This window comes from Massilia arenae (assembly GCF_008014745.1).
GTDB classification, from domain to species: Bacteria; Pseudomonadota; Gammaproteobacteria; order Burkholderiales; family Burkholderiaceae_D; genus Telluria; species Telluria arenae.
Genome location: NZ_VPFD01000015.1, coordinates 151,939 through 176,579, shown reverse-complemented (window position 1 = coordinate 176,579; position 24,641 = coordinate 151,939). Strand labels below are relative to the sequence as shown.

Annotated in this window: 22 protein-coding genes; 15 read left to right on the top strand and 7 right to left on the bottom strand. The window is 67.9% G+C overall.

Going from position 1 to position 24,641, the window contains the following annotated elements:
- Positions 1-29: 29 nt before the first annotated feature.
- A complete protein-coding gene (locus FVD38_RS14690; RefSeq protein WP_147935493.1) occupies positions 30-1,238 on the bottom strand; it encodes an MFS transporter in 1,209 nt (402 codons plus the stop codon).
- Between the two features lie 106 nt (positions 1,239-1,344).
- Here FVD38_RS14690 and FVD38_RS14685 point away from each other — a divergent pair, with 106 nt between their 5' ends.
- Both FVD38_RS14685 and FVD38_RS14680 read left to right on the top strand, forming a co-directional pair.
- Positions 1,345-2,259: a LysR family transcriptional regulator gene (locus FVD38_RS14685; protein ID WP_147935492.1), complete on the top strand. Its 915-nt coding sequence runs from the start codon at positions 1,345-1,347 to the stop codon at positions 2,257-2,259.
- A gap of 67 nt (positions 2,260-2,326) precedes the next feature.
- Positions 2,327-2,704: a Rap1a/Tai family immunity protein gene (locus tag FVD38_RS14680; protein ID WP_147935491.1), complete on the top strand. Its 378-nt coding sequence runs from the start codon at positions 2,327-2,329 to the stop codon at positions 2,702-2,704.
- Between the two features lie 9 nt (positions 2,705-2,713).
- On the opposite strand, the gene FVD38_RS14675 is transcribed toward FVD38_RS14680, so the two are convergent.
- The 5 genes from FVD38_RS14675 to FVD38_RS14655 all read right to left on the bottom strand — a co-directional run bounded on the left by FVD38_RS14675 (position 2,714) and on the right by FVD38_RS14655 (position 10,450).
- Positions 2,714-4,870, bottom strand: coding sequence for a TonB-dependent receptor domain-containing protein (locus FVD38_RS14675; RefSeq protein ID WP_147935490.1), 2,157 nt, complete (start codon positions 4,868-4,870; stop codon positions 2,714-2,716).
- 177 nt (positions 4,871-5,047) lie between these two features.
- Positions 5,048-7,750: a bifunctional diguanylate cyclase/phosphodiesterase gene (locus FVD38_RS14670; RefSeq protein ID WP_229493681.1), complete on the bottom strand. Its 2,703-nt coding sequence runs from the start codon at positions 7,748-7,750 to the stop codon at positions 5,048-5,050.
- A gap of 85 nt (positions 7,751-7,835) precedes the next feature.
- Positions 7,836-8,216 (bottom strand): response regulator transcription factor, encoded by a 381-nt coding sequence (locus FVD38_RS14665; protein WP_123070480.1) that lies wholly within the window; start codon positions 8,214-8,216, stop codon positions 7,836-7,838.
- 75 nt (positions 8,217-8,291) lie between these two features.
- Complete coding sequence (locus FVD38_RS14660) at positions 8,292-8,960, bottom strand: response regulator transcription factor (protein WP_147935488.1); 669 nt, start codon at positions 8,958-8,960, stop codon at positions 8,292-8,294.
- The gene (locus tag FVD38_RS14655) at positions 8,957-10,450 is read right to left on the bottom strand and encodes an ATP-binding protein (protein ID WP_147935487.1); all 1,494 of its coding nucleotides are present in this window, start codon (positions 10,448-10,450) and stop codon (positions 8,957-8,959) included. Before FVD38_RS14655 ends, FVD38_RS14660 begins: the two co-directional genes overlap by 4 nt.
- Before the next feature lie 244 nt (positions 10,451-10,694).
- Between FVD38_RS14655 and FVD38_RS14650 the strand changes: the two genes are divergently transcribed.
- The 10 genes from FVD38_RS14650 (at position 10,695) to FVD38_RS14610 (ending at position 20,575) form a co-directional block, all read left to right on the top strand.
- The gene (locus tag FVD38_RS14650; RefSeq protein ID WP_147935486.1) at positions 10,695-12,314 is read left to right on the top strand and encodes a methyl-accepting chemotaxis protein; all 1,620 of its coding nucleotides are present in this window, start codon (positions 10,695-10,697) and stop codon (positions 12,312-12,314) included.
- 265 nt (positions 12,315-12,579) lie between these two features.
- Positions 12,580-12,891 (top strand): c-type cytochrome, encoded by a 312-nt coding sequence (locus FVD38_RS14645; protein WP_187271599.1) that lies wholly within the window; start codon positions 12,580-12,582, stop codon positions 12,889-12,891.
- Between the two features lie 70 nt (positions 12,892-12,961).
- A complete protein-coding gene (locus FVD38_RS14640) occupies positions 12,962-13,684 on the top strand; it encodes a hypothetical protein (protein WP_147935485.1) in 723 nt (240 codons plus the stop codon).
- A gap of 400 nt (positions 13,685-14,084) precedes the next feature.
- On the top strand, positions 14,085-15,671 hold the full coding sequence (locus FVD38_RS14635; RefSeq protein WP_229493679.1) for a flavin monoamine oxidase family protein: 1,587 nt from the start codon (positions 14,085-14,087) through the stop codon (positions 15,669-15,671).
- Entirely contained in the window at positions 15,668-16,078 is a 411-nt protein-coding gene (locus FVD38_RS14630) for a c-type cytochrome (protein WP_147935484.1), read from the top strand. Before FVD38_RS14635 ends, FVD38_RS14630 begins: the two co-directional genes overlap by 4 nt.
- Positions 16,079-16,098: 20 nt before the next feature.
- Complete coding sequence (locus tag FVD38_RS14625) at positions 16,099-16,629, top strand: RidA family protein (RefSeq protein WP_229493677.1); 531 nt, start codon at positions 16,099-16,101, stop codon at positions 16,627-16,629.
- Positions 16,630-16,693: 64 nt separating this feature from the next.
- Positions 16,694-17,779, top strand: a complete 1,086-nt coding sequence (locus tag FVD38_RS26890; protein WP_229493675.1) for a TonB-dependent receptor plug domain-containing protein — start codon at positions 16,694-16,696, stop codon at positions 17,777-17,779.
- A gap of 32 nt (positions 17,780-17,811) precedes the next feature.
- Positions 17,812-19,191 carry a TonB-dependent receptor plug domain-containing protein gene (locus FVD38_RS26885; RefSeq protein WP_229493674.1) on the top strand — a complete coding sequence of 460 codons (1,380 nt, stop codon included), beginning with the start codon at positions 17,812-17,814 and terminating at the stop codon, positions 19,189-19,191.
- A 220-nt stretch (positions 19,192-19,411) separates the two neighbouring features.
- Entirely contained in the window at positions 19,412-20,113 is a 702-nt protein-coding gene (locus tag FVD38_RS14615) for a pirin family protein (RefSeq protein WP_147935483.1), read from the top strand.
- A gap of 78 nt (positions 20,114-20,191) precedes the next feature.
- Entirely contained in the window at positions 20,192-20,575 is a 384-nt protein-coding gene (locus FVD38_RS14610) for an OsmC family protein (protein ID WP_147935482.1), read from the top strand.
- Here the strand turns inward: FVD38_RS14610 and FVD38_RS14605 are convergent.
- Positions 20,572-21,504: a LysR substrate-binding domain-containing protein gene (locus tag FVD38_RS14605; RefSeq protein WP_147935481.1), complete on the bottom strand. Its 933-nt coding sequence runs from the start codon at positions 21,502-21,504 to the stop codon at positions 20,572-20,574. The genes FVD38_RS14610 and FVD38_RS14605 overlap by 4 nt on opposite strands.
- Before the next feature lie 162 nt (positions 21,505-21,666).
- Here FVD38_RS14605 and FVD38_RS14600 point away from each other — a divergent pair, with 162 nt between their 5' ends.
- The 3 genes from FVD38_RS14600 (at position 21,667) to FVD38_RS14590 (ending at position 24,640) form a co-directional block, all read left to right on the top strand.
- Positions 21,667-21,939, top strand: a complete 273-nt coding sequence (locus tag FVD38_RS14600; protein WP_123070161.1) for a XapX domain-containing protein — start codon at positions 21,667-21,669, stop codon at positions 21,937-21,939.
- 33 nt (positions 21,940-21,972) lie between these two features.
- Positions 21,973-22,659, top strand: a complete 687-nt coding sequence (locus FVD38_RS14595; protein ID WP_147935480.1) for a hydrolase — start codon at positions 21,973-21,975, stop codon at positions 22,657-22,659.
- Between the two features lie 100 nt (positions 22,660-22,759).
- On the top strand, positions 22,760-24,640 hold the full coding sequence (locus tag FVD38_RS14590) for an amidohydrolase (RefSeq protein ID WP_147935479.1): 1,881 nt from the start codon (positions 22,760-22,762) through the stop codon (positions 24,638-24,640).
- Position 24,641 lies beyond the last annotated feature (1 nt).

The window sequence follows — 24,641 nt, the reverse complement described above, 5'->3', positions numbered from 1 at the left end:
ACATTCGGGGCGGTCATGCAGGCCCCGCTTCAGGCTTGCTGGCGGCTGGCCGTGTGTTCGGCCGCTTCCCACAACCAGGCCGGCAGCGCCAGGGCAGGCAGCAGCATGCCGGTCACCAGCGCCGCATGCCAGCCATATTCGGCGTAGATCCAGCCACCGAGGGCCGAGCCGAGCGCGCCGCCGGCGAAGAACAGGGCGAAGTACAGGCCGTTGAGGCGGCTGCGGATCTCGGCGCCGAGGGCGAACAGCGCGCGCTGGCCCAGCACCAGGTTGGCCGCGACGGCGGCGTCGAGCGCGATGGCCGCCACGGCCAGCAGGCCGAGCGCCAATGGCTTCGAGTGCGGAGCGAACAGCGGCAGCATGAAACTGAGCGCACCGACTGCCAGCGCGATCGCGGTGGCGCCCAGGGTATGGCCAGCATCGGCCAGTCGACCGGCGATCGGCGAGGCCACCGCGCCGGCCATGCCGACCAGGGCGAACAGCGCGATGCCGTTCTGGCTCAGGCCGAAGTCCGGGCCGGCCAGGGCTTGCGGCACCACCGTCCAGAACAGGCTGAAGGCGCCGAACAGGCCGGCGTGGTACAGCGCGCGACGGCGCAGCACGACGGTGTTGGCCAGCACCGGCCACAGCGACGCGATCAGGGCGCCATAGCGCTGGGTGGCGGCCGGCCGCCGCTGCGGCAGCTTGAAGTGCAGCACCACGGCCAGCAGCAGCACCAGCGCCGCGGCGATCCCGAACACGGCTTGCCAGCCACCGAAGCCGGCCAGCACGCTGGCCACCGGACGCGCCACCATGATCCCCAGCAGCAGGCCGCTGACCACCTTGCCCACGGTCTGGCCGCGCGTGGCTTCCGGCGCCAGGTGGGCCGCGAACGGCACCAGCACCTGGGCCACCACGGCGCCCAGGCCGATGGCCAGGGCGGCCAGCAGGAACTGCCAGGCCGCGCCGGCATTCGCGGCCAGCGCCAGCGCGGCGCCGGTGGCGACCAGGCCGCTCACGATCAGGCGCCGGTTCTCGACCAGGTCGCCCAGGGGCACGATGAACAGCAGGCCCAGGCAATAGCCGATCTGGGTGAGGGTGACGACCAGGCCGGCGGCCGCCGGGCGCATGCCGAGAGCGGCGCCGATCGGGCCGACCAGCGGCTGGGCGTAATACAGGTTGGCGACGATGATGCCGGCGGCGGCGGCCAGCAGCATCGTCATGCCGCTCGATATATATGTTTGGGTGCTTGTTGTCATGGCGTGCTCCTCGATGGGCTATTTGAACAGTTCCATTCTAGGCAGGCATGAGGCAAAGATAATTAGGGCATAATGCCCACATACAATTCATTTAATGTGAACAATCATGGACAAGGTGAAGGCGATGCAGACCTTCGTGCGGATCGTCGAGGCCAATAGCTTCACGAAAGCCGCCGAATCGCTCAACCTGCCGCGCGCCTCGCTGACGGCGACCATGCAGAACCTCGAGCGCCACCTGGGCGCCCAGCTCTTGCAGCGCACCACGCGCCGCCTGTCGCTCACGCGGGACGGTGAACGCTACTATGAACAATGCGCCGCCATCCTGGCCGCGATCGAGACGGCGGAAGCCGATTTCCTGGGCGTCGACGGGCGCCGCATGCAGGGACGGTTGCGCATCGACCTGCCGGGCGCCCTGGGCCGCGCCATCGTGCTGCCCCGTATCGCCGAATTCCGCCGCGCTTGGCCCGGCATTGAGCTTAGCATCGGCATCGGCGACCGCCTGGTGGACCTGACCGGCGAGGGCATCGACTGCGCGCTGCGGGTGGGAGAGCTGCCCGATTCCAGCCTGGTGGCGCGCCGCATCGGCCTGATGCAATTCACGATCGCGGCCGCGCCCGACTACCTGGTTCGGCGCGGCGTGCCGGCCTCGCTCGACGAGCTGGCGGGGCACGACGGCATCGTTCATTTCTCGGGCCGCACCGGGCGCGCCTTCGACTGGGAGTTGCAGGAGGCGGATGGGGTGCGCAAGGTTGCCGTGAAAGGCAGTGTCTCGGTCAACGACGCCGACGCCAACCTGATTCTCGCGCTGCAGGGCTTGGGATTGACCCAGCTGGCGCGCTACCAGCTGCGTGGCCAGGCGGGGCGGTTGGTGGAGGTGTTGCCGGGCGTGTGCCCGACGCCGATGCCGGTGTCGCTGCTGTATCCGCAGGGCGGCATCGCCAATCCGCGCCTGCGCGCCTTTGCCGACTGGCTGGCCGGGGTGTTCGACGCCGACCCGGACCTGCGGCTGGCGCACGATTGAGGGGCCGCGAGCGGCGCCAGGGGACGCCGCCGCACCATGGGGCGCTGATTGCTCCACAGGAGACTCCATGAAAGCCGGCGCCTGGATAGCGCTCGTGGCCTGCATGCCAGCCGGCGCGCTGGCCGCGATTCCCTATGTGTATCCGTTCAATGCGATGACCGGCCAGGAAGTGGTCGAGCATCGGCTCAGGGAGCCGAAGACCCAGCTCGACTACATCAACCGCGAAAAGGTGGACGCTTACCTGAACGGCATCAAGGATGCCGGCCATGGCCGCGAATGGTGCCTGGCGAGGCCAGTGCTGCCGCAAGAACTGAACCTGGCCGTGGTGCGCCGCCTGAAGGCGACGCGCAAGCCGGCCGAACTCAAAGAGAACGCGGCGCCGCTGGTGCTGGCTGAGCTGCGCCGGCGCTTTCCCTGCCCAAAGCCAGGCAAGAAGAAGCGCTGACCGGATTGGTCAGAAGTCGACGTTCATCGACACCCACAGACGACGGCCATCCATATTGTTGACGTACACGCTGCTATAGGTCGGCGCCGCCGTCGGCGACGACTGGTAAGGACGGTAGTCGACGAAGTCCTTGTTGAGCAGGTTGTAGACGGCGGCATTGATCGAGATGGTCGGGCTGAGCTGGTAGGCGGTGCCCAGGTGCAGCATGCCGTAGGCCTTGTAGTCGCCCAGCGTCGCCTTGGCGGCGCGGGTGGCGGCCGAGGTGCCCGGGTCGCGATAGCGCTCGCTGCGGTATTCGGCGCGCAGCCACGTGTTCCACTGCGGCGAGATGTCCCAGGTCAGGCGCGCATTGAGCGAGTGCTCGGGCGTGTCGGACAGCGGCTTGCCGGCGCTGGCGCCGCTTTTCTGCTCGCTCTCGGTATACGTGTAGTTCGCGCTCGCGGCCCAGCCGGCGGCGATCGGGAAGCGTGTCGCCAGCTCCAGGCCGCGGGTCACCGCCTCGTCGACGTTGATCGACTGGCCGAAAGCATCGACGTTCGGCCAGTTGCCGAAGCTGACGCAACCCGGGCGGTTGGGTCCCAGGCGGTAGGAGCAGTTCAAGAGGCCGGTGCCGCTGGTGATCTTGTCCTCGAATTCGTTGTTGAACACGGTCGCGTTGGCGGTCCAGCCGGCGCCGTTGTCGAAGTAGGCGCCCAGTTCGGTGGTCACGCTGGTTTCGGGTTTCAGGTTCGGGCTGCCGACCAGGGGGATCGTGCCCTGGCCGCCGAAGCCGTTGATGCCGGGCGAGAGCTGCTCGACGCGCGGGGTTTTATAGCCCTTGCTGATGCCGCCCTTGAAGGTCCAGCGCGGCGACGTCGTCCACACCAGGTAGGCGCGCGGGCTGGTCTGGCCGCCGAAGATGCTGTGGTCGTCGTAGCGCGCGCCGAGGGTCAGGGCCAGGCGCTCGTGGAAGCGCCATTCGTCTTCGAGGAACAGCGCTTTTTGGGTGAAAGCGAATGCTTCGGGCGCCACGCCGTCGATCATCTCGGCATCCCAGTGCTGGGCGCCGATGGTGGTCAGGTGGTTGCCCCATGGGACCAGCAGCTTGGTGTCGAACACCTTGCTTTCCACTTCCAGCACGCGCGCGTTACCGGCGACCATGCCCGGCGTGCCGGGTGGGATGGTGCGACCGATGGTTTCGGTCTTGTTGACCATATAGCTGCTGTCCCAGGTGCCGAATGGCAGGCGCGCCTTGTAGGCCAGGGTGGCCTGGTCGCGGTTGTATTTCTGTTCCGGGGCATAGCCGCCTTGCACGCTCTGGGTGCCGACCTGGCCGCGCGAGTTGTCGTAAGTCTGGCGGGTGCGGTCCGCGTCCAGGGTGAACTCGTGGTAGCGGTTGGGCGTGAAGGCCAGGCGCGCGCCGACGTTGTCGACCTTGGCCTTGACAGGGTTGGAACCCATGTTCAGGTTCACTTCGCCGTTCTGGTTGTCGTAGCTGATGGTCGCTTCATTGCGGCGCAGGACGCTGCCGCGCAGCGCCAGGCCCAGCACGTCGGTGGCGATCGGACCGTTCAGGTAGAACTTGGCGCCCTTGACGTCGCCGAAGCGCGATTCCTCTTGCAGGGTGTAGTCGGCCGACACCGTGCCGCCCCATTGCTTGCCGACCTTGCGTGTGATGATGTTGATCACGCCACCCATCGCGTCCGAACCGTACAGGGTCGACATCGGGCCGCGGATGACCTCGATGCGCTCGATGGCGCTCACCGGCGGCATGAAGCTGGTCGAGGTGCCGCCGAAGCCGTTCGGCGTCACGTTGCCGGCCGCGTTCTGACGCCGGCCGTCGATCAGGATCAGGGTGTAGTCGCTCGGCATGCCGCGCACGCTGATGTTCATGCCTCCGGTCTTGTCGCCGGCGGCGGCGACGTCGATGCCTTCCACGCTTTCCAGGGCCTGGGCCAGGTTGCCGAAGCGTTCCTTCTCGAGCTGTTCGCGGGTCAGCACGGTGATCGAGGCCGGCGCTTCGCGGATGGTCTGCTCGAAGCCCGAGGCCGAGATGACGACGGTCGCCATGTCGGCCGGTGCGGCAGCGCCGCCGACGTTGGCGTGGGCGGCGAAGGGCAGGGCGCCGATGGCGAGGCTGAGCAGGGTGCGGCGCAGCAGCGGCGCGTGGAAAGTAGGTGTGGGCATCTCGGTTCCGTTGTTGTTTTGAGGGCTGTAATTACAGCTGTAAATTTATGTAAAGAGGTCTAACCGGCAACATTCTAGACACAAATACGAATCATTCCTATTCCTATTTGTGACTAGGTAGCAAGAATGAGACGAAACGCCCCGGCCAAACGGCCGGGAACAAGGCGAGGACGGGGATCAGGCCGCGCGGACGGCGGCCCCGAGGTGGTAGCGATGCATCAGTTCGGCTGCCGGCATGGGCGCCGCGAACAGGAAGCCCTGGAAGCGCTCGCAACCGAGGTCGCGCAGGTGGCGCCATTGTTCGGCGCTTTCGACGCCTTCGGCCACCAGGTCCAGCCCCAGGCTGTCGGCCAGGTGCACGATGGCTTGCACGATGCCGGCGGCGCTGGGACTGGCCAGCATGTCGCGCACGAAGGACTGGTCGATCTTGAGCTGGTCGAGCGGCAGGCGGCGCAGGTAGTTGAGTGAGGAATATCCGGTGCCGAAGTCGTCCAGCGCGAAGCCGATGCCGCAGGCGCGCAGGGCGCCGATCCGCCCGGCCATGTCCTCGGCGTCGTGCAACAGCATGCTTTCGGTGAGCTCGAACTTGAGCAGGCGCGGATCGGCGCCGCTGCGTTCGAGGATGGCGCGCACCCGGTCGACGAAGCCGCTGCCGTGGAACTGGCCGGCGCTGACGTTGACCGCGACCGACAGGCGGGCCGCCGCGGGGTGCGCGGCCCAGGCCGCGAGCTGGGCGCAGGCTTCTTCGAGCACCCAGTCGCCGATGGCGACGATCAGGCCCGCCTTTTCGGCCTGGCCGATGAAGGCGGCTGGCGAGACCAGGCCATGCTGCGGATGGTGCCAGCGGATCAGGGCCTCGACCCCGACCAGGCTGCCGTCGGCGTCGACCACCGGCTGGTAGTGGAGCGCGAACTGGCGCGCCGCCAGCGCCTGGCGCAGGTCGGCTTCCAGCCGGGTGGCGGCATCGACCGCCGCCTGCATGCCGGGATCGAAGAAGCGGAAGGTGGCGCGGCCGGCGGCCTTGGCCTCGTACATCGCCATATCGGCCTGGCGCAGCAGGTCGCCGATCGTATGGTGGACGTCGCCGAACAGCACCACGCCGATGCTCGGTGTGCTGCGCAGCTCGTGGCCGTCGAGCTGGTAGGGCATGCTCAGGGTGTCGAGGACCTTTTGCGCCACGATCTCGGCGGTGGCCGAGGCGGTGACCGCCGATTTGCCCAGGTCTTCGAGCAGCACCACGAATTCGTCGCCGCCCAGGCGCGCCACGGTGTCGGCTTCGCGCGTGACCAGCTGCAGGCGAAACGCCACCATCTCGAGCAGGCGGTCGCCCATGTCGTGGCCCAGGGTGTCGTTCAGGGTCTTGAAGTTGTCCAGGTCGACGAACAGCACCGCGCCGAATTCACCGGCGCGTTCGGCCTTGGCCAGCGCGTGGCTCAGGCGGTCCATCAGCAGGCGCCGGTTCGGCAGCTTGGTCAGGCCGTCATAGAAGGCCAGGTGGGCGATCTCGGCCTCGGCCTGGCGGCGCGCGCTGATGTCAGTGCGGGTGCCGACCATGCGCAGTGCGGCGCCGTCGGCGGTCCGCGCCACGACCTTGCCGCGCGACTGGATCCAGATCCAGTGGCCGGCGCGGTGGCGCATGCGGAACTCGGCCTCGAAGCTCGGGGTCAGCCCGGCCTGGTGGCGTTCGAGCTCGCCCAGGAAGGCGTCGGCGTCTTCCGGGTGTACCAGCGCGGACCAGTCGATGCGGCCCTGTTCCTGTTCCGGCATCGTGTAGCCGAGCATGGCGCAGCCGCGCGCGTCGACCTGCAGGCGGCCGCCTGCCAGGTCCCAGTCCCACAGCGCCAGGCTGGCGCCGTTCAGGGCCAGCTCGACCCGCTCGGCGGCCTCGATCCGGTCCAGTTCCGCGGCCCGCTCGAGCGCGCGCAGGGAGCGGCGCCGGGCCTGCGCCATCAGCAGGCCGGCGCAGCAGGTCAGCCAGAACGCGGCCCCGCCGATGCCGCAGGTCAGGGCCAGGCGGCGCCAGGCCCGCGTCACTTCGGACGCGTCGCGTCCGAGCGCGATCACCAGCTCGCGGTCGATCTGCAGTCCGTCCAGCGTCATGCTGCGCTGGACCACCAGTTGCTCGACGCCGTCGTCGCGCCGGTCGCGCGTGACCGACACCGGCTCGCCGCCGGACTGGTGGTGGCCGACCAGGCGGTCCGGCAGGCCGCGCCGCATCATGGCCGGATCGGGCGGCACGTACAGCAGGCGCTGGCCGCCGGCATCGGCGATCGCGATATACATATCGGGCGCATACAGGGCCGAGCGCATCACGGCGTCGAAGTAGTCGGGATTCAGGATCGCGCTGACCGCGCCGCGGCCGCAGCCGTTGTCCAGGCCGCGCGACATCGACACCTTGATATTGAATTCACCGGGCGCGTTCTCGAACGGATCGGACACCGTCATGGTGCGCGCATTGCACAGGTGATGCAGGCCGTCCAGGTAGCGCCGGTCGTCCAGGCGGTGGTCGCCGATGTCGTCGTCGGACAGCGCGATGCGGCCGTCGGGCCCGATCGAGAGCAGGGCGCGCACCCCGGGCATCGAGCGCCGCAGCGACTGCAGCAGCGTGTGGCGGCAGGCGGCGTCGCAGGCGCTGCCGGGCTGCAGGGCTTGGCGCGCGCTGTCGAGCGCCGAGCGCACGCCGGCCAGCTGGCGGTGCAGCGCCTGGTCGATCACCAGCGCCTGGGCGCGCATGCGCGCGGCGTCGCCGTCGATCGCGCTGGCGCGTTCGGTAAGAATCATGTACACCAGGATCGCCCCGCTCGACAGGAGTCCGGCGGCGAACAGGATCCATTCGGTCAGGCGGCGGCGCGGCAGGCGCAGTTGGGATTGCTCGGGCATGTTCGGTTCCTCCATGCCGGCCATCGTAAGGAGCTCTTGCCTTGCCTGCCATCACACCTGAGTATGGTCGGGTATGAGTCGCGCTTCAATAGATCGGGGTGTCGGGCGACAGCGCCGCTTCGATGCAGCGGATCATGATGTCGCCGTCGAAGGGCTTGCCGAGGAAGCAGCAGGCGCCGGCGGCGAAAGCGCGCTTGCGCAGTGCCTCCTCGGGGAAGGCGGTAATGAAGATCATGGGCACGGTGTGCCCTTCGCGGCGCAGGCGATCCTGCAGGTCGACGCCGTTCATGCCGGGCATCTGGACGTCGGTGACGACCACCGCGCTGGCCTTGACGCCGCCGGCCTCGATGAACTGCTCGGCCGAGCCGAACAGCGCGGCGGCGAAGCCGAGCGAGCGCACCAGGCTGCCGAGCGCCTGGCGCACCGAGTCGTCGTCGTCGATGATGGAAATGGTTAACTGTGACACTGGGCGCTCCGGTTCAGGAGGCGAAAGGCATCCTGTTCTCGCAAGCAGGATAACGGCATTCCCGGCCACGCGACATCATACCCGGGTATAGGATCCGGGTCGCGCTTGCGCCACGTCCAGGCCCAGCGCCTCGGCCATGCGCACCAGGTCGGCGAAGGTCTTGGCCTGCATCTTGCGCATCGCGTTCGCGCGGTGGATCTTGACCGTGATTTCGCTGGTGCCCACCTGGCCGGCGATCTGCTTGTTCATCAGCCCGCTCGCGGCCAGGCCCATGATCTCGCGTTCGCGCGGCGTGAGGCCGGCATAGCGCGCCGCCAGTTCGTCGGCCGCGCGTGCGCTGGCGCGCCGCTCGCCGTCGCGCGCCAGCGCCGCCGCCACCGCGTCGAGCAGGTCTTGCTCGCGGAACGGCTTGGCCAGGAAGTCGACCGCGCCGGCCTTCATCGCGCGCACCGTCATCGGGATGTCGCCGTGGCCGGTCATGAACACGATCGGCAGGTCGATCCGGCGCCGCCCCGGCTCGGCCTGGAAATCGAGTCCGCTGGCGCCCTGCAGGCGCACGTCGAGCAGCAGGCAGCAGGGTCCGTCGGGCAGCGCGCTGGCCAGGAATTCGGCGCCCGAGGCGCAGGCCACGGCCTGGAAGCCGCAGGAGCCGAGCAGGCTCGCGAGCGCGGCGCGCAGCGGGGCGTCGTCGTCGACGATGAAGACCGTCGGCGCGCTTTTTTCCGCATTCAGGTCTGCACTCATGCCGGGGCTCCCGTCACGGCGTTCGACGTATCCTCCACCTTCACTGCGGCGCACGGCAGCGTGAACGCCAGGGTCGCCCCCGGTCCGGCATGCACCATGGCGCGGATGCTGCCGCCGTGCGCCTCGACGATCGAGCGGCAGATCGCCAGGCCCATGCCCATGCCGTCGGCCTTGGTGGTATAGAAGGCCTCGAACAGGCGGCCGGCCTGCAGCTCGCTCAGGCCCGGACCGCTGTCGGCCACCTCGATCTCGACCTGATCGCCGTCCAGGCGCGTGGACAACACGATGCGTTGCTGGCGCCGCAGCCACTCCGGCGCCGCGCCGTCGATCGCCTGCATCGCGTTCATCAGGAGGTTGATGACCACCTGCTGCAGCTGGACCGCGTCCCCTGCGACCGGCGGCAGGCCGGGCGCCAGGTTCAGCTCGAGCACGATGCGGTGGTTGCTCAGTTCACGCTGGACCAGGGCCGCGGTGTCGCGCAGCAGGGTATTGACGTCGAGCGGCAGGCGCTGGGCCTCGCCCTTGCGCGCCAGCGCGCGGATACGCTGGATCACTTCGCTGGCGCGGTAGGTGTCGGCCAGGATCCGGTCGAGCGCCAGGCGCGCTTCGAGCAGGTCGGGCTCGGGACGGTTCAGCCAGCGCAGGCAGGCGTTGCCGTTGGTGGACACCGCCGCCAGCGGCTGGTTGACTTCGTGCGCGATCGAGGCCGCCAGCTCGCCCAGGGTGGTGACGCGGGTCGCGTGCGCCAGCTCGGCCTGGGTGCGGTGCAGCGTCTCGGCCGCCTCGTGGGCGGCGCTGACGTCCATCAGCGCGCCCAGGTATTCGAACTGGCCGTCGTGGACCGCCGCCAGGCGCGCGATCATGTGCACGTGCTTGACCGTGCCGTCCGGCATGCGCAGGCGGTGGCGCAGCTCGATCGTCGCCTCGCCGCGGTCGGACTGGGCGATGACGTCGTCCAGCAGCGGCCAGTCGTCGGGATGGGTGCGTTCGCGCACCAGCGCCTGCGTGGGCGTGACCTCGAGGCCGACGCCGTAGATGCGCGCGGCTTCTTCCGACCAGTGCATCGCGCCGCCCGGGGCCTGGAAGCGGAAGCTGCTGGTACGGCTGATGCGCTGGGTGCTGGCGAGGAAGGCCTCGGACAGGCGCAGCGACTCCGAGCGCTGGCGTAGTGCATCGGTGGCCGCCATGCCGGCCAGGGCCAGCACCGTGGTGATCGCGATCGCGGCGACGCTGACCAGGCAGCGCGCCATCGGGCTGGACACCACGCCGTGGTGGGTGAGGGCAAAGGCGCCCACCGTCAGCGCTGCGCAGGCGACACCGGTGAGCAGCACGCCGCGGCGCGACCAGACGCTGGTGGCGCACAGCACCACCACCACGTACAGCACCGCGATGGCGATGTCGAGCGCCGTGAAGGCGTCGACCGCGAAGATCGCGAGCGTGAGCAGCACCACCCCGGCGGCGCGCAGCTTCGAACCCGGTGACTGGAACATGTCCTCTTTCTTTTGTTATAGGCGGCGCTTGCCGCATCCCTTGTCCTGGTCTTTCGACCAACTGGAGTATATGGCAAGTAACCGGCTGGCGGGAGTAGGCCGGCATTAAACCTAGGTATAGCTAGCCGATACCAACATCGCATGGTGGGGCCGGGCTTGCCTGCCTATCATCAGTCTCATGAGCGGTCCCACGCACCGTTCCGGGCCCCGAGCGCGGCCCGCAACCTGAGAAGGATAATGAATAATGAAATGGTTCCAGGACTTGAAAATCGCCACCAAGATCATGCTGGCCGTCGCCACGATGGCGGCGCTGATGGTATTGCTGGCCGCCTTCGGCGTGGCCCAGATGGGCAAGCTGCACGCGGTGGTGGGCGAGATGCAGCACAAATGGCAGCCCAGCGTGAGCGGGATCCTGCAGATCAAGGGTTCCCTGCTGCGTTACCGCACCTATGAGGTGCAGCACGTGCTGTCCGCCGACGACGCCGATCATGCCTATTACGAGTCCGAAATGGCGCGCCAGATGGCCACCCTGCGCTCGCAGCTCGACACCTACCGCGGCCTGGCGCTCCCCGGCGCGGAGCGCGACACGCTGGCCCAATTCGAGGCGTCGCTGAACGCCTACCAGGACGCGGTGGGCCAGGTGGCGGCGCTGTCGCGGGCCGGCGACAAGGCCGCGGCGCGCACGCTGCTGAGGGGAGAATCGCGGCGCCATAACTTCCGCAGTACCGACCTGGTGAACCGGCTGGTCGACCTCGACGAGGCGGGCAGCGCGGCCGCCGCAGCGCGGGCCGAGACGGTCTATCGCCAGGCCCACGCGAGGATCGTCGCTCTGCTGGTGGGCGCGGTGATCGTCGGCGGCCTGCTGGCGTACTGGATCGCGCGCCAGATCGCGGCGCCGCTGCAAGAAGCGGTGGCGATCGCCGGACGCGTGGCCCAGGGCCGGCTCGACGGCGAGATCGTCGCCCGCGGCAACGACGAGACGGGCCAGCTGCTGGTGGCACTGGCCCGCATGCATGCGCGGCTGGAGGACATGGTGCGCCAGATCCGTGCCGGCGCGGTGCACGTCGAGCGGGTGGCGGGCGACATCGTGGCGGGCAGCCGCGAGCTGGCCCAGCGCGCCAGCACCCAGGCGGCGACGCTGGAGGAAACCGCGGCCACGATGGAAGAGATGAGCGCCACGGTCGCCAACAACGCGGCCAATGCGCTGCGCGCCAGCGAGCTGGCTGCCAGCGGCGCGCGCGCCGCGGTCGACGGCGCCGGCGCGATGGCGGAAGTGGGCGCGACCATGGACAGCATCAGCGAATCGGCACAGCGCATGTCGGGCATCGTGGCCGTGATCGACGAGATCGCGTTCCAGACCAATCTTCTGTCGCTGAACGCGGCGGTCGAGGCGGCGCGCGCCGGCGAGAGCGGGCGTGGTTTCGCCGTGGTGGCCGGTGAGGTGCGCCACCTGGCCAACCGCAGCGCCGCTTCGGCGCGCGAGATCCGCCAATTGATCGAGGAAGCGCTGGCGCGGGTGCAGGCCGGGGCCCGGGTGGCGGGCGACGCCGGCGCGGCGGTCAAGGAGGTCGCGGCCGGCGCCGGCCAGGTGGCGGCCATCATGGCCGAGATCAGCGCCGCGTCGCGCGAGCAGAGCGCCGGCGTCGAGCAACTGAGCCGCTCGCTGGTGTCGATCGACGAGGCCACGCGCCATGACGCCGAGCTGGCCGGCCACTCGCTGGCCTCGACCGCGGAACTGGAGCGGCAGGCGGTCGGCCTCGGGCGCCTGGTCGCGGCCTTCCGCCTGGCTCCAGCCACAAGCGCCCCGGCGCTGGAAGGGGATCGGCGCGGTGCGCGCAGGCTGGCTGCGCCGCAGCCGGCGTGACGGCCTCGCACTCACCTTGGCTGGAGGCCGCCATGCGTCCGAGTGAATACCTGCGCATCGCACTGATGGCCGCGGCGGTCATGCTGGTCGCGTGTGGAGCGGCCGCGATCATCGTCCATACGCCCTTGCCGCAACTGGCGATCCTCACGTGATGGGGTCGCAATCGCGCGGCATTGTCGGCTATCATGCCGGGTGCGTGAGGGACGAGGCGGTCGGTCCCTCTGCACAGCGCCCCATTGTCACTACAGTCCTTACAGGAGCACCTATGAAGAACACCATGATCCTGGCCGCGACCTTCGCCGCCGCCGCCGCGATGCCCGCAGCCCACGCCAGCGCCGACCTGGCCAAGGCCAAGGCCTGCATGGCCTGCCACACCGTCGCCTCCAAACTGGTCGGCCCGTCCTACAAGGATGTCGCGACCAAGTACGCGAAGGACTCCGGCGCCGAGGCGCGCCTGGCGCTGAAGATCCAGAAGGGCAGCAGCGGCACTTGGGGCCCGATCCCGATGCCAGCCAATCCGCAGGTCAGCGATGCGGAAGCGCAGACACTGGCCAAGTGGATCCTGGCGCAGAAATGACCGATCTGTGGCGGCGCCACTGGCGCGGTCCTTGCATACGGGCGAGGCACCTGAACGACAGGACCCGCCCATGTTCCTCCCGAATGACGTCATCGAATATCTGGACGCTCCCGGCCGTCCGCTGCGCATCCTGTGGATCGACCCGGCCGGCGCCCAGGCCTATATCTATGCGCTTGGCATTCCGGGGGCGTTGCCCCGCCCGGCGTCCCTGCGCGTCCTGTACGCCGCGCTGCGCGAGCGGCGCACGCGCCTGCTGCGGCCCGATCCCTGGCGCGCCGTCAGCCCCGCAGGCGCCCCGTCCGATAGCCAGCGCCGCCGTCAACTGAAGGCCTGGAACGTGGTGCGCACGCTGCACCAGGACCTCCCGGCGCTGTACCTGTCGCGCGAGCGCGCCGCCATGGTGGCGGCATGCAGCGCCGCGCAGGGCATCGCTCCCGCCAACATCATGCGCTACTTGCGCCGCTACTGGGAACGGGGCCAGACCCTCGATGCGCTGCTACCGGACTACGCCAATTCCGGTGCGCGCGGCAAGACGCGCGAAGCGCGCGCCGGCGTCAAGCGCGGTCGGCCGCGCAAGGGCGCGGGGCCGGGCGCCAACATCGACGATGCGCTGCGCGCGCTGTTCCGGGAGGCGGTGGCGCGCTACGCGGGCACGCACCGCCGGTTCTCGCCGGCCGCGGCCTATCGCCAGATGCTGGCCGAGCACTTCGCCGATGCCGCGCCCGGGGCCATCCCGAGCTACGGCCAGTTCAGCTACTGGATCGTGCGCGACGGCTTGCTGCCATCGGCCTGACGGGCCGCCGCCGGCCGCCCGTCGCGGTGCATCGATTATTTCTGTAACCCAATAAGGTGCGGTTCGACGCCACAGCGGTGCATGGCCGTGGCCGCGGACATTGGCGTGTCACATGGCCGTCGGCGCCGGGCCCGCTGCAGTGTCGGCGCCAGTGAATTTGAATAATGTTTGCGCTGTCACAAGTCGAGCAGCACCCGGCAGTTTCGTACGTACGAGTGTGACATGCGTCAACCCGAATTCTGTTTGCATAAATTCGCTTACAGCCTTCTTACATTTGGAGTGGCTGTAAATAAACTCTATTTTGTCCGGATGTTATAGCGCGAAATCCTCGCCTTAATGGCATGGCGATTGCTCTGAGGCCACCTGTCTGAGTCCTTTGTATTGACATGTGGAGGTGTGGATGAGCGCTGTGAAATCGCCGCTGACCCGGCGTGCTTTCCTGCACCGCGCGGCCGCCGTCGGCGGCTCGGCGCTGTTGTTGAAGTCGATGAATGCGTGGGGCATGGGGATCGCCTCGAAGGTGACGGCGCCGCCGCCGCTCACGGGCAGCGGCAAGGGAAAAAAGGTCGCGATCCTCGGCGCCGGGCTGGCCGGCCTCTCCGCGGCCTACGAGTTGCGCAAGCTGGGCTACCGGGTGCAGGTGCTCGAGGCGCGCCCCTACGCTGGCGGGCGCTGCCAGACGGCGCGCCGTGGTTTCAGGCTGCGCGAACTCGGTGGCGAGGAACAGCTGTGCCGCTTCGACCGCGGCCACTACATCAACCACGGGCCATGGCGCATCCCGCTCGACCACCAGTCGACCCTGCACTACGCCCGTGAATTCGCGGTGCCGCTCGAGGTGATGGTCAACGAGAACGACCACGCCTGGGTCTATCTTGAAGAGGGCGGGCCCTTGTCGAAGCGGCGCCTGCGCGGGGCGCAGATCAAGGCCGACATGCGCGGCCACGTCGCCGAATTGCTGGCCAAGTCGGTCCAGTCGCGCCAGCTCGATGTGCGATTGAGCAGCGAGGACCAGATGCTGCTGCTCGACTACCTGGCGCGCGAAGGTGCCCTCGGCGTGGGCGACCTGGCCTACAAGGGCCGCAGCGGGCGCGGCTTCGCCACCAATCCGGGCGCCGGCCTGGTCCCGGGCGCCGGCACGCCGTCCGACCCGCTGGCCTTCGGCGACCTGCTCGCGGCCAGGGTGGGCAAGGTGTACAGCGCGGTGCAGGAATTTCCGATGCACGCGACCATGTTCCAGCCGGTGGGCGGCATGGACCGGATCCCGCAGGCCTTCGCCGCGCGCCTGGGCGACACGATCCGCTACGGGGCCGAAGTACGACGCATCCGCCAGGACGCCGCCGGCGTCACCATCGACCTGCACGACACCGCCAGCGGCCAGGCCTCCAGCGTGAAGGCCGATTACTGCCTGTGCACCTTGCCGCTGTCGGTGCTGCGCATGATCGACACCGATTTCTCGCCCGGCTTCAAGGCGGCGCTCAAGGCCGTGCCCTATGCCCCGGTCGGAAAGATCGGCCTGCAGATGGGGCGCCGCTTCTGGGAAGAGGACGACCATATCTACGGCGGCCACGTCCTCACCGATCTCAAGGGCATCAACACGATCTCGCTGCCGTCGAACGGCTGGCAGCAGCGCAAGGGCGTGGTGCTCGGCTACTACAACTATGCGCTCGACGCCATCGAAGTCAGTGCGCTGTCGACGGCGCAGCGGACCGAATTCGCGCTGGCCGCCGGCGAGAAAATCTTTCCCGCCTACCGCAGCGCCTACGAGAACGCGTTCTCGGTGGCCTGGCACCGGGTTCAGTACAGCCTGGGCGGCTGGGCCGAATGGAACGATGCGGCGCGCCGCGACGCCTATCCGCTGCTGCTCGAGGGCGAGGGCAGGGTGCAGCTCGCCGGCGAACACCTGAGTTATCTCACCGGCTGGCAGGCCGGGGCCATCGAATCGGCCTGGCAGCAGATCGAACGGCTGCACCGGAGGGCGAGCGCATGAAGCCCATTTTCACGCTTTGGGCGCTGGCCGCCTGGCTGTGCGCGGGCCCTGCCTTGGCGCAGACGGCGCCAGACGCCGCCGACGGCAAGACCCTGTTCGCGAAGAATTGCGCGGCCTGCCACCAGGCCGACGGACGCGGCATCCCCGGCGCATTCCCGGCGCTGGCCGGCAGCGCGCTGGCGATTGGCGCGCCGGCCGAGGCGACCGAGGTGCTGCTCAAGGGACGCGGCGGCATGCCCGATTTCAGCGGCAGCCTCGATGACGCCGACATCGCGGCGGTGCTCAGTTATGTGCGCGCCAGCTGGGGCAACCGGGCCGCGCCGGTCGCGGACGCCGAGGTCGGCGCGCTGCGCACGGCCCTGCAGCTGCCGCCGGCCAGCCGCAACCGTTTCGGCAACAAGCATTGAACCGTTTTCTTCCAACCACCATGAAAGGCCTGCTGATGAAGAATGTCGACCGCCGTCCCGCCTCACGACTCGCCACCTCGCTGCTGCTCCTGCCCTTGCTGCTGCCGGCTGCAGCGGGCGCCCAGGACATCGTGCGTCACAAGATCCCGAACTCCGATTTCCCGATTGCCCAGGCAGTGAGCGTGCCGCCCAACGCCACCATCCACTTCATCAGCGGCCAGGTGCCGCCGGTCGTGCACAAGGAGCGCGATCCGAACTCGATCGCCGCCTTCGGCGACACCCGCACCCAGACGGTCGGCGTCCTGCAGCGCATCCGCGACATCCTGCAGGGGATGGGCCTGGGCATGGGCGACGTGGTCAAGATGCAGGTGTTCCTGGTGGGCGACCCGGAGCACGGAGGCCGCGCCGACGTCGCCGGCTTCATGGCCGGCTATACCCAGTTCTTCGGCGGCGCCCAGCCCAATCTGCCGGCGCGCGCGGTGATGCAGGTGGCGGCCCTGAGCAATCCGGGCTGGCTGGTGGAGATCGAGGTGGTCGCCGCGAAGAAGTAGGCAAGCAAACCGCAAGAAGCAAGCAAGGCTGTTCTCGTCTAACAATTCCAACTAGGGGAAACACATGGTCAAAGGCTTTCTTCATACCGGCATCGCCGGCCTGCTCACCTGCGGCATCTGCGCCAATGCCGCCGCCGAACCCGGCCCGGATGCCGGGCGCGACGAGGACAATGCGCCCGCCAGCGCAGCGGCGCCTGCGCCTGATGCCGCCCCGCAGGGCGTCTCGAACAGCGGCGTGGTGATCGTCACCGGCACCCGCGCCGCCGGTCTCACGGTCGAGAACAGCGCCTCGCCGATCCAGGTGCTGGACGCGGCCTCGCTGGGCCGCACCGGCCAGCCCGACCTGATCCAGGCGCTGTCGCAGAACCTGCCTTCGCTCAACGCCCAGGCCTTCGGCAGCGATATGGCGAACATGACGCTGTCGGCGCGCCTGCGCGGCCTGAGCCCGAACAATACGCTGGTGCTGGTCAACGGCAAGCGGCGCCACGGCACCGCCAACCTGGCGGTGCTGGGCGGTCCTTACCAGGGCGGCGCGGCGGCCGACCTGAACTACATTCCGGTGGCGGCGATCGACCGCATCGAGGTGTTGCAGGACGGCGCCGCGGCGCAATACGGCACCGACGCCATCGCCGGCGTGATCAACATCATCCTCAAGTCGAACAGCCGCGGCGGCACAGCCAACGTCAACGGCGGCGGCTATATGGACGGCGGCGGCCATACCGGCGACGGCATGGCCAATAACGGCCTGACCCCGTTCGCCGACGCCTTCCTGAGCCTGACCGCCGAGACCAAGTACCACGGCTTCTCGGAGCGCGGCGGCATCGATCCGCGCGTGGTCGACCCGGCCATCATGGCCGAAATGCCGTCCCTGGTCAACGCGCCCGGCTACCCCTACCTGAACAAGATCCAGGGCGACGCCCAGTATCGCCAGCACATCGCCGCCGCCAATTTCGGGGTCGACTTCGGCGCCGACACGTCGCTGTACAGCTTCGCGACCTATGGCAAGAAGGAAGCGCGCGCCTGGGAGAACTACCGCATGCCGAACCGGCTGCCGCAAATCTATCCCTTCGGCTTCAGCCCGCAAGAGACCTTCGACGAGGAAGACTATGCCTTCACCCTCGGGATCAAGGGCCGGCTGTTCGGGGCCTAGAACTGGACCTGTCCAGCACCTACGGCAAGGACGTGACCAAGCTCGGCGTGGCCAACTCGGCCAACATCTCGCTGTACACCAACACCGGCGCCACGCCGCTCGAATTCGATGCCGGCGAATTCCGCGCCAGCCAGTGGGCCAATAACTTCGACCTGAGCCGCGAATTCGACGTCGGCTGGGCCTCGCCGCTGACCTTGGCCCTGGGCCTCGAGCACCGCCGCGACACCTACGAGATCGTGGCCGGCGACGCCGCGTCGCGCTACAAGGAAGGCTCGCAGTCGTATCCCGGCTTCTCGCTCACCGACGCCGGCAGCCATAGCCGCAACAACAAGGCGGCTTACGTCAACCTGGCGGTCCAGCCGCTGCCCGGCTGGACGGTGGACATCGCCGGCCGCTACGAGCGCTTCAGCGACTTCGGCAACGCCAAGGTCGGCAAGCTGACCAGCCGCTACGACTTCTCGCCGGCGGTGGCGCTGCGCGCGACCTACAGCAACGGCTTCCGCGCGCCGACGCTGGCCGAGTCGTATTATTCGGCCACCAACGTCTCGCCGCGCAGCGCCTTCGTGCAGCTGGCGCCTAATTCACCAGGCGCGCGGCTGGTGGGCATCAATGGCCTCAAGCCCGAAGCCTCGACCAATATCAGCGCCGGCCTGGTGCTCAATCCGCGGGCCGGCCTGGCGATCACGCTCGACGCCTACCAGATCACGATCCGCGACCGCATCGTCGGCAGCGGCGCCCTGTATGGCTCCGGCGGTGCGGTCAATGCGCCGGCAGTGACGGCGGCGATCCTCGCCAACGGCAACGTGCTCGATCCGACCGTGGTCCAGACCGGGATCAACATCTTCTCCAATGCGGTCAATACGCGCAGCCGCGGCATGGAGGCGGTGGCCACCATGACCAGCAACTACGGCAGCTACGGGCGGGTCGACTGGTCGGCGGCGGCTAACTACAACCATGTGGAGGTCATCAAGATCAACCAGGCGCCGCCCGAGCTGCAACCGCAGACCCTGCTCGACGAGACCGCGATCTCGCACCTGGAGACCGCCTCGCCGCGCATGCGGGTCAACCTGGGCGCACTGTGGAAGGTGGGCGCATGGACCGTCAACCTGCGCGAGAACTACTTCGGCAAATCGTCGGAGCAGTTCTCGTCGGACGGTTCGGTCTACTATGAAAACAAGATCAAACCCAAGCTGCTGACCGATCTCGAGGTGAGCTACCAGTTCAGCAAGGCCTGGACCCTGTCGCTGGGGGCGAACAACCTGTTCAACGAGTACCCGGACATGGTCAACCCGCTGGTGCTGGCCGAGCAGCGCGCCAACCTGGACAACGGCGCGGTGACGATCTATCCGGCCTTCTCTCCCTTCGGCATCAATGGCGGCTATTACTACGCGCGCGCCAGCCTGAAGTTCTGACCGGACGGCGCGCGGTGGGCGGCGGCGTGGCGGCCGCCCACCGGGCTTTTGGGTCATGTTCGAAAATTTCGATGAAAGGCCGCTAAATTACCCGTTTTTCAACTCTTCGTGGCGCGAGCATAATGACTCCATCGCATCGAACGCAAGACAGATCGACCGGCGGATTCCCCGCCCTGGCGATCGAGCGCTTCGATGATCACCCCCACGAAAGGATGACACCATGTTGAACGTACGTAAAAGCAATGAACGCGGCGGCGCAAGCTTTGGCTGGCTGGACTCGAAGCACACCTTCTCCTTCGGCCACTACCACGATCCGAAGCATATGGGCTTCGGTCCGCTGCGCGTCATCAACGAAGACAAGGTGCAGCCCGGCCGCGGTTTTGATTCGCACGGCCACCGCGATATGGAGATCATTTCCTATGTGCTCGACGGCGCGCTGGAGCACAAGGACAGCATGGGCAACGGTTCGGTGCTGCGCTACGGCGACGTGCAGATCATGAGCGCGGGTTCAGGGGTGGTGCACAGCGAGTACAACCACTCGAAAACAGAGGGCGTGCACTTCCTGCAGATCTGGATCATGCCGAACGTGGGCGGCGCCGAGCCGCGCTACGAAGAAAAGCACTTCGACACGGCCGACAAGACCGGCAAGCTGCGCCTGATCGGGTCGCCCGACGGCCGCGAAGGGTCGGTCTCGATCCGCCAGGATGCCGCCCTGTATGCGACCATCCTCGATGGCGAGGACGAGGTCAAACATACTCTGGGCGCCGGCCGCCAGGCCTATGTCCACGTGGTGCGCGGCCAGGTGACGGTCAATGGCATCGCCCTGGAAGGCGGCGACGCACTGAAGGTCAGCGGTGAAGAAGCCGTGACCCTGGCCCAGGCCGCCGGCGCCGAAGTGTTATTGTTCGACCTGCCACAGTAAGCGACCATCAGCAGCCATGTAAAACGCCGTCCCGCCAGCGGGGCGGCGCCTCGATCACCACGATAACAGGAGACGACGATGCAAGTGACGACCACCCGCGGCAACGATAAGCTTCAATACAAGATCAGGATCGGCAAGCACGAGCTGATTGCCGACGCCCCCGAAGCCTTCGGCGGCGACGACAGTGGCCCTGAACCCCACGATCTGCTGGCCGCGTCCCTGGCCGCCTGCACCGCGCTGACCGTGACGATGTACGCGAAGCGCAAAGGCATGCAACTCGACGACGTGCGGGTCGCGATCGACCACGGCCAGCAGGACGGCGCCTACGAACTGCGCCGCCACATCGAATTCGTCGGCCAACTGAGCGAGGACGAACGCGCTCGCCTGCTCGACATCGCCAACAAGTGCCCGGTCCACAAGACCCTGTCCGGCACGATCCACATCCACACCGAGGGGGTTTAAGCCTCGGCCGGCCCCGCGCACGGGTCGGGCAGCATGCGGGCGAATGCGCCACCCGTGCGCATGCGCTCGATCCACCACTTGAGCGCGGCGCCATCCTCGCCGCTGCGCCAGGCGAGATAGAAAGTCTCGTCCGCCTTCGGCTCCACCACCTGTTTTTCGATCAGCAAGCCTTGGTCGATGGCCGGTCGCGCCCATGCCTCCGGTAGAAAGCCGAAGCCGAGGCCCTGGACCTGGAACTCGTACTTGGTGCGCATATCGGGCACCGCCAGCGTCTCTTGCCCGAACAGCAGGCCGACCGTGCGTGCGCCAAGCACCCGCGCCGAGTCCGAGACCGAGATCGCCCGGTAGGGCAGCAGGTCGGTCTTGTCGAGCGGATGCTCGAGCCGCGCCAGCGGATGGTGCGGGGCGACCGTGAACACGAAGGCGCTGGTGCCGAGCGGTTCGGCGGTATAGCCGCCGCCCGACGGGCCCTCGCCGGCGGCGCCCACCAGCAGGTCGACACGGCGGTCGAGCAGGGCGTCCCAGGTGCCCGACAGCGACTCGCGCACGATGCGCAGCCGGGTCTGGTCGGCCACGCCATAGAAGGCTTCGATGTCGGGCTGCAGCGCGCCGGCCGACAGCACCGAATCCATGCCCAGGGCGATCTCGGTTTCCCAGCCCGAGGCCACGCGCCGCACCCGCGATTCGAGGTCGCCGGCGGCGCGCAACAGGTAGCGGCCTTCCTTGAGCAGTTCCTGGCCGGCGGCGGTAAGCGTCACCTTGGGGCCGAAGCGGTCGAACAGGCGCACGCCCAGGTCATCCTCGAGCTTGGAGACCGTGTAGGAGATGGTCGAGGGCACGCGGAACAGTTCTTTCGCAGCCCCGGCGAAGGAGCCGCGGCGGGCGATGGTTTCGATGATCTGGAGGGCGTCGAGGCTGAGCTTGAGCAATTGTAGGTCCCGTGGTGCGTGATGGCGCAATGGTAGCGCCAAGGCGCGCAACAATCCAAGCCCCCGGGCTTTGAAAATAGCAATCTGATTCTATCGCCGCGGCGATGGTCTAACGATACTGGAATGAACGGGCGCCGATTTGGCGCCTCCCGCAAGGAGGAGCTGGACATGTATCTGATTTCACTGGGCGCCGGCATCCTGGCCGGCCTGTTGTACGGCCTGATCAACGTGCGCTCGCCGGCGCCGCCCGCCATCGCCCTGATCGGCCTGCTCGGCATGCTGATCGGCGAACAGATCGTCCCGGTCGCCAAGCGCCTGATCGAGGGCGCGCCGATCACCGCCAGCTGGTTCGCCAGCGAATGCAAACCCAAGATCACCGGCGTGGCCGCCAAGGCGCCGGAGCCTGGCGTCAAGGACGGCCCGCGCCAGGGCTGATCCTCACATTTTCATCACCAAAAGGAGAACATCATGAGCAATCCAAAACTCGAAGTCCTGACCCCGCAGAATTCGCAGCTGATCGTCATCGACCACCAGCCGCAGATGGCGTTCGGCGTGCAGTCGATCGACCGCCAGACCCTGAAGAACAACGTCGTCGGCCTGGCCAAGGCGGCCAAGGTGTTCAACGTCCCGACCACGATCACCACGGTCGAAACCGAATCGTTCTCGGGCCACACCTACCCGGAGCTGCTGGACGTGTTCCCGGGCCATCAGATCCTGGAGCGCACCTCGATGAACTCGTGGGACGACCAGAAGGTGCGCGATGCGCTCAAGGCCAACGGCCGCAAGAAGGTCATCGTGGCCGGCCTGTGGACCGAGGTGTGCAACACCACCTTCGCCTTGTGCGCGATGCTGGAAGGCGACTACGAAATCTACATGGTGTCGGACGCCTCGGGCGGCACCACCAAGGAAGCGCACGACATGGCCATGCTGCGCATGGTGCAGGCCGGCGTGGTGCCGGTGACCTGGCAGCAGGTGCTGCTCGAGTGGCAGCGTGACTGGGCCCACCGCGACACCTATAACGACGTGATGAAGATCGTCACCGAGCACTCGGGCGCCTACGGCATGGGCGTGGACTATGCCTACACCATGGTCCACAAGGCCCCGGCGCGCGCCCAGGGCACGCACGAGGTGCTGGCGCCCGTTCCAGCACGCTGAGTTTTACCGAAGTTCTCGCCGCCGCACGCCCTCCAAAGCGCGCGGCGGTTGCCGCAAACCCGCCGGGCGCGTCACGCCCGGCGACATTTGGAGTACACGCATGAACCAAGCACAGTCCACCCCGCCGCTTATCCTCATCAACGGTTGCTTCAACACGATCGACCGCGAGCAGCCCCAGGCCAGCGCCGTCGCCATCCAGGACGGACGCTTCCTGGCCGTGGGCGACACCGACTACGTGATGCGCCACCGCCGTGACGGCAGCCAGGTGATCGACCTGAACGGCCGCACCGTCGTGCCGGGCCTGAACGACTCGCACCTGCACCTGATCCGCGGAGGCCTCAACTACAACCTCGAGCTGCGCTGGGAAGGCGTGCCCTCGCTGGCTGACGCCCTGCGCATGCTGAAGGAACAGGCCGACCGCACGCCGAATCCGCAGTGGGTGAGGGTGGTGGGCGGCTGGAACGAATTCCAGTTCGCCGAGCGCCGCATGCCGACGCTGGACGAGATCAACGCCGCCGCGCCGGATACGCCGGTGTTCATCCTGCACCTGTATGACCGCGCCTTGCTCAATCGCGCGGCCCTGCGCGCGGTGGGCTACACGAAAGACACGCCGAATCCCCCGGGCGGCGAGATCGTGCGCGATGGCGCCGGCAACCCGACCGGCATGCTGATCGCGCGTCCGAACGCGATGATCCTGTACGCGACCCTGGCCAAGGGCCCCAAGCTGCCCTACGACCTGCAGGTGAACTCGACCCGGCAGTTCATGCGCGAACTGAACCGCCTGGGCCTGACCAGCGCGATCGACGCCGGCGGCGGCTTCCAGAATTACCCCGAGGACTACGCGGTCATCGAGCAACTCGACAAGGCCGAGCAGCTCACCATCCGCATCGCCTACAACCTGTTCACCCAGAACAAGGGCAAGGAGCTGGAAGACTTCCAGCGCTGGACCGGCATGGTGACGCCGGGGCAGGGCAGCGACTACTACCGCGCCAACGGCGCCGGCGAGATGCTGGTGTTCTCGGCGGCCGACTTCGAGGATTTCCTGGAGCCGCGCCCGGACCTCGATCCCGGCATGGAAGACGAACTCGAACGCGTGGTGCGCCACCTGGTGGCCCAGCGCTGGCCGTTCCGCCTGCATGCGACTTATGATGAATCCATCTCGCGCATGCTCGACGTGTTCGAGAAGGTCAACCGCGACATCCCGTTCGACGGCCTGCACTGGATGTTCGACCACTGCGAGACCATCACCCAGCGCAATATCGACCGCGTCGCCGCGCTCGGCGGCGGCATCGCGATCCAGCACCGCATGGCCTTCCAGGGCGAGTATTTCGTCGAGCGTTATGGCAGCGCGGCGGCCGAATCGACGCCGCCGGTGAAACGGATGCTGGAAACCGGCGTGCCGGTCGGCGCCGGCACCGACGCCACCCGCGTGGCCAGCTACAACCCGTGGACATCGCTGTACTGGCTGGTGACGGGCCGCACCGTGGGTGGCCTGCCACTGTACGGCACCGCCGGCCACTTGCCGCGCCAGGTAGCGCTGGAACTGTGGACTGCGGGCAGCGCATGGTTCTCCAACGAGCAAGAGCGTAAAGGTCGCATCCGCGAAGGCATGCTGGCCGACCTGGCGGTGCTGTCGCAGGATTTCTTCAGCATCGACGCCGAAGAGATCAAGGCGATCGAATCGGTGCTGACCGTGGTCGGCGGCCGCATCGTGTACGGCGCCGCTGAATTCACCAGCCTTGGGCCGCCGCCGATTCCGGTGCTGCCCGAATGGTCGCCGGTGAGCAAGGTGCCGGGCCACTGGAGGAAGGTCGAACCAGGAGTGCAGCAAAGCGTGCAGCAGAAAGCGCTGCCGCACCAGTGCAGCGGCCCATGCGGCGTGCACGCCCACAGCCATGACAAGGCGCGTCGCTCGAGCATGCCAGTGTCGGATTACAGCAGCTTCTGGGGCGCACTCGGCTGCAGCTGCTTCGCGTTCTGAT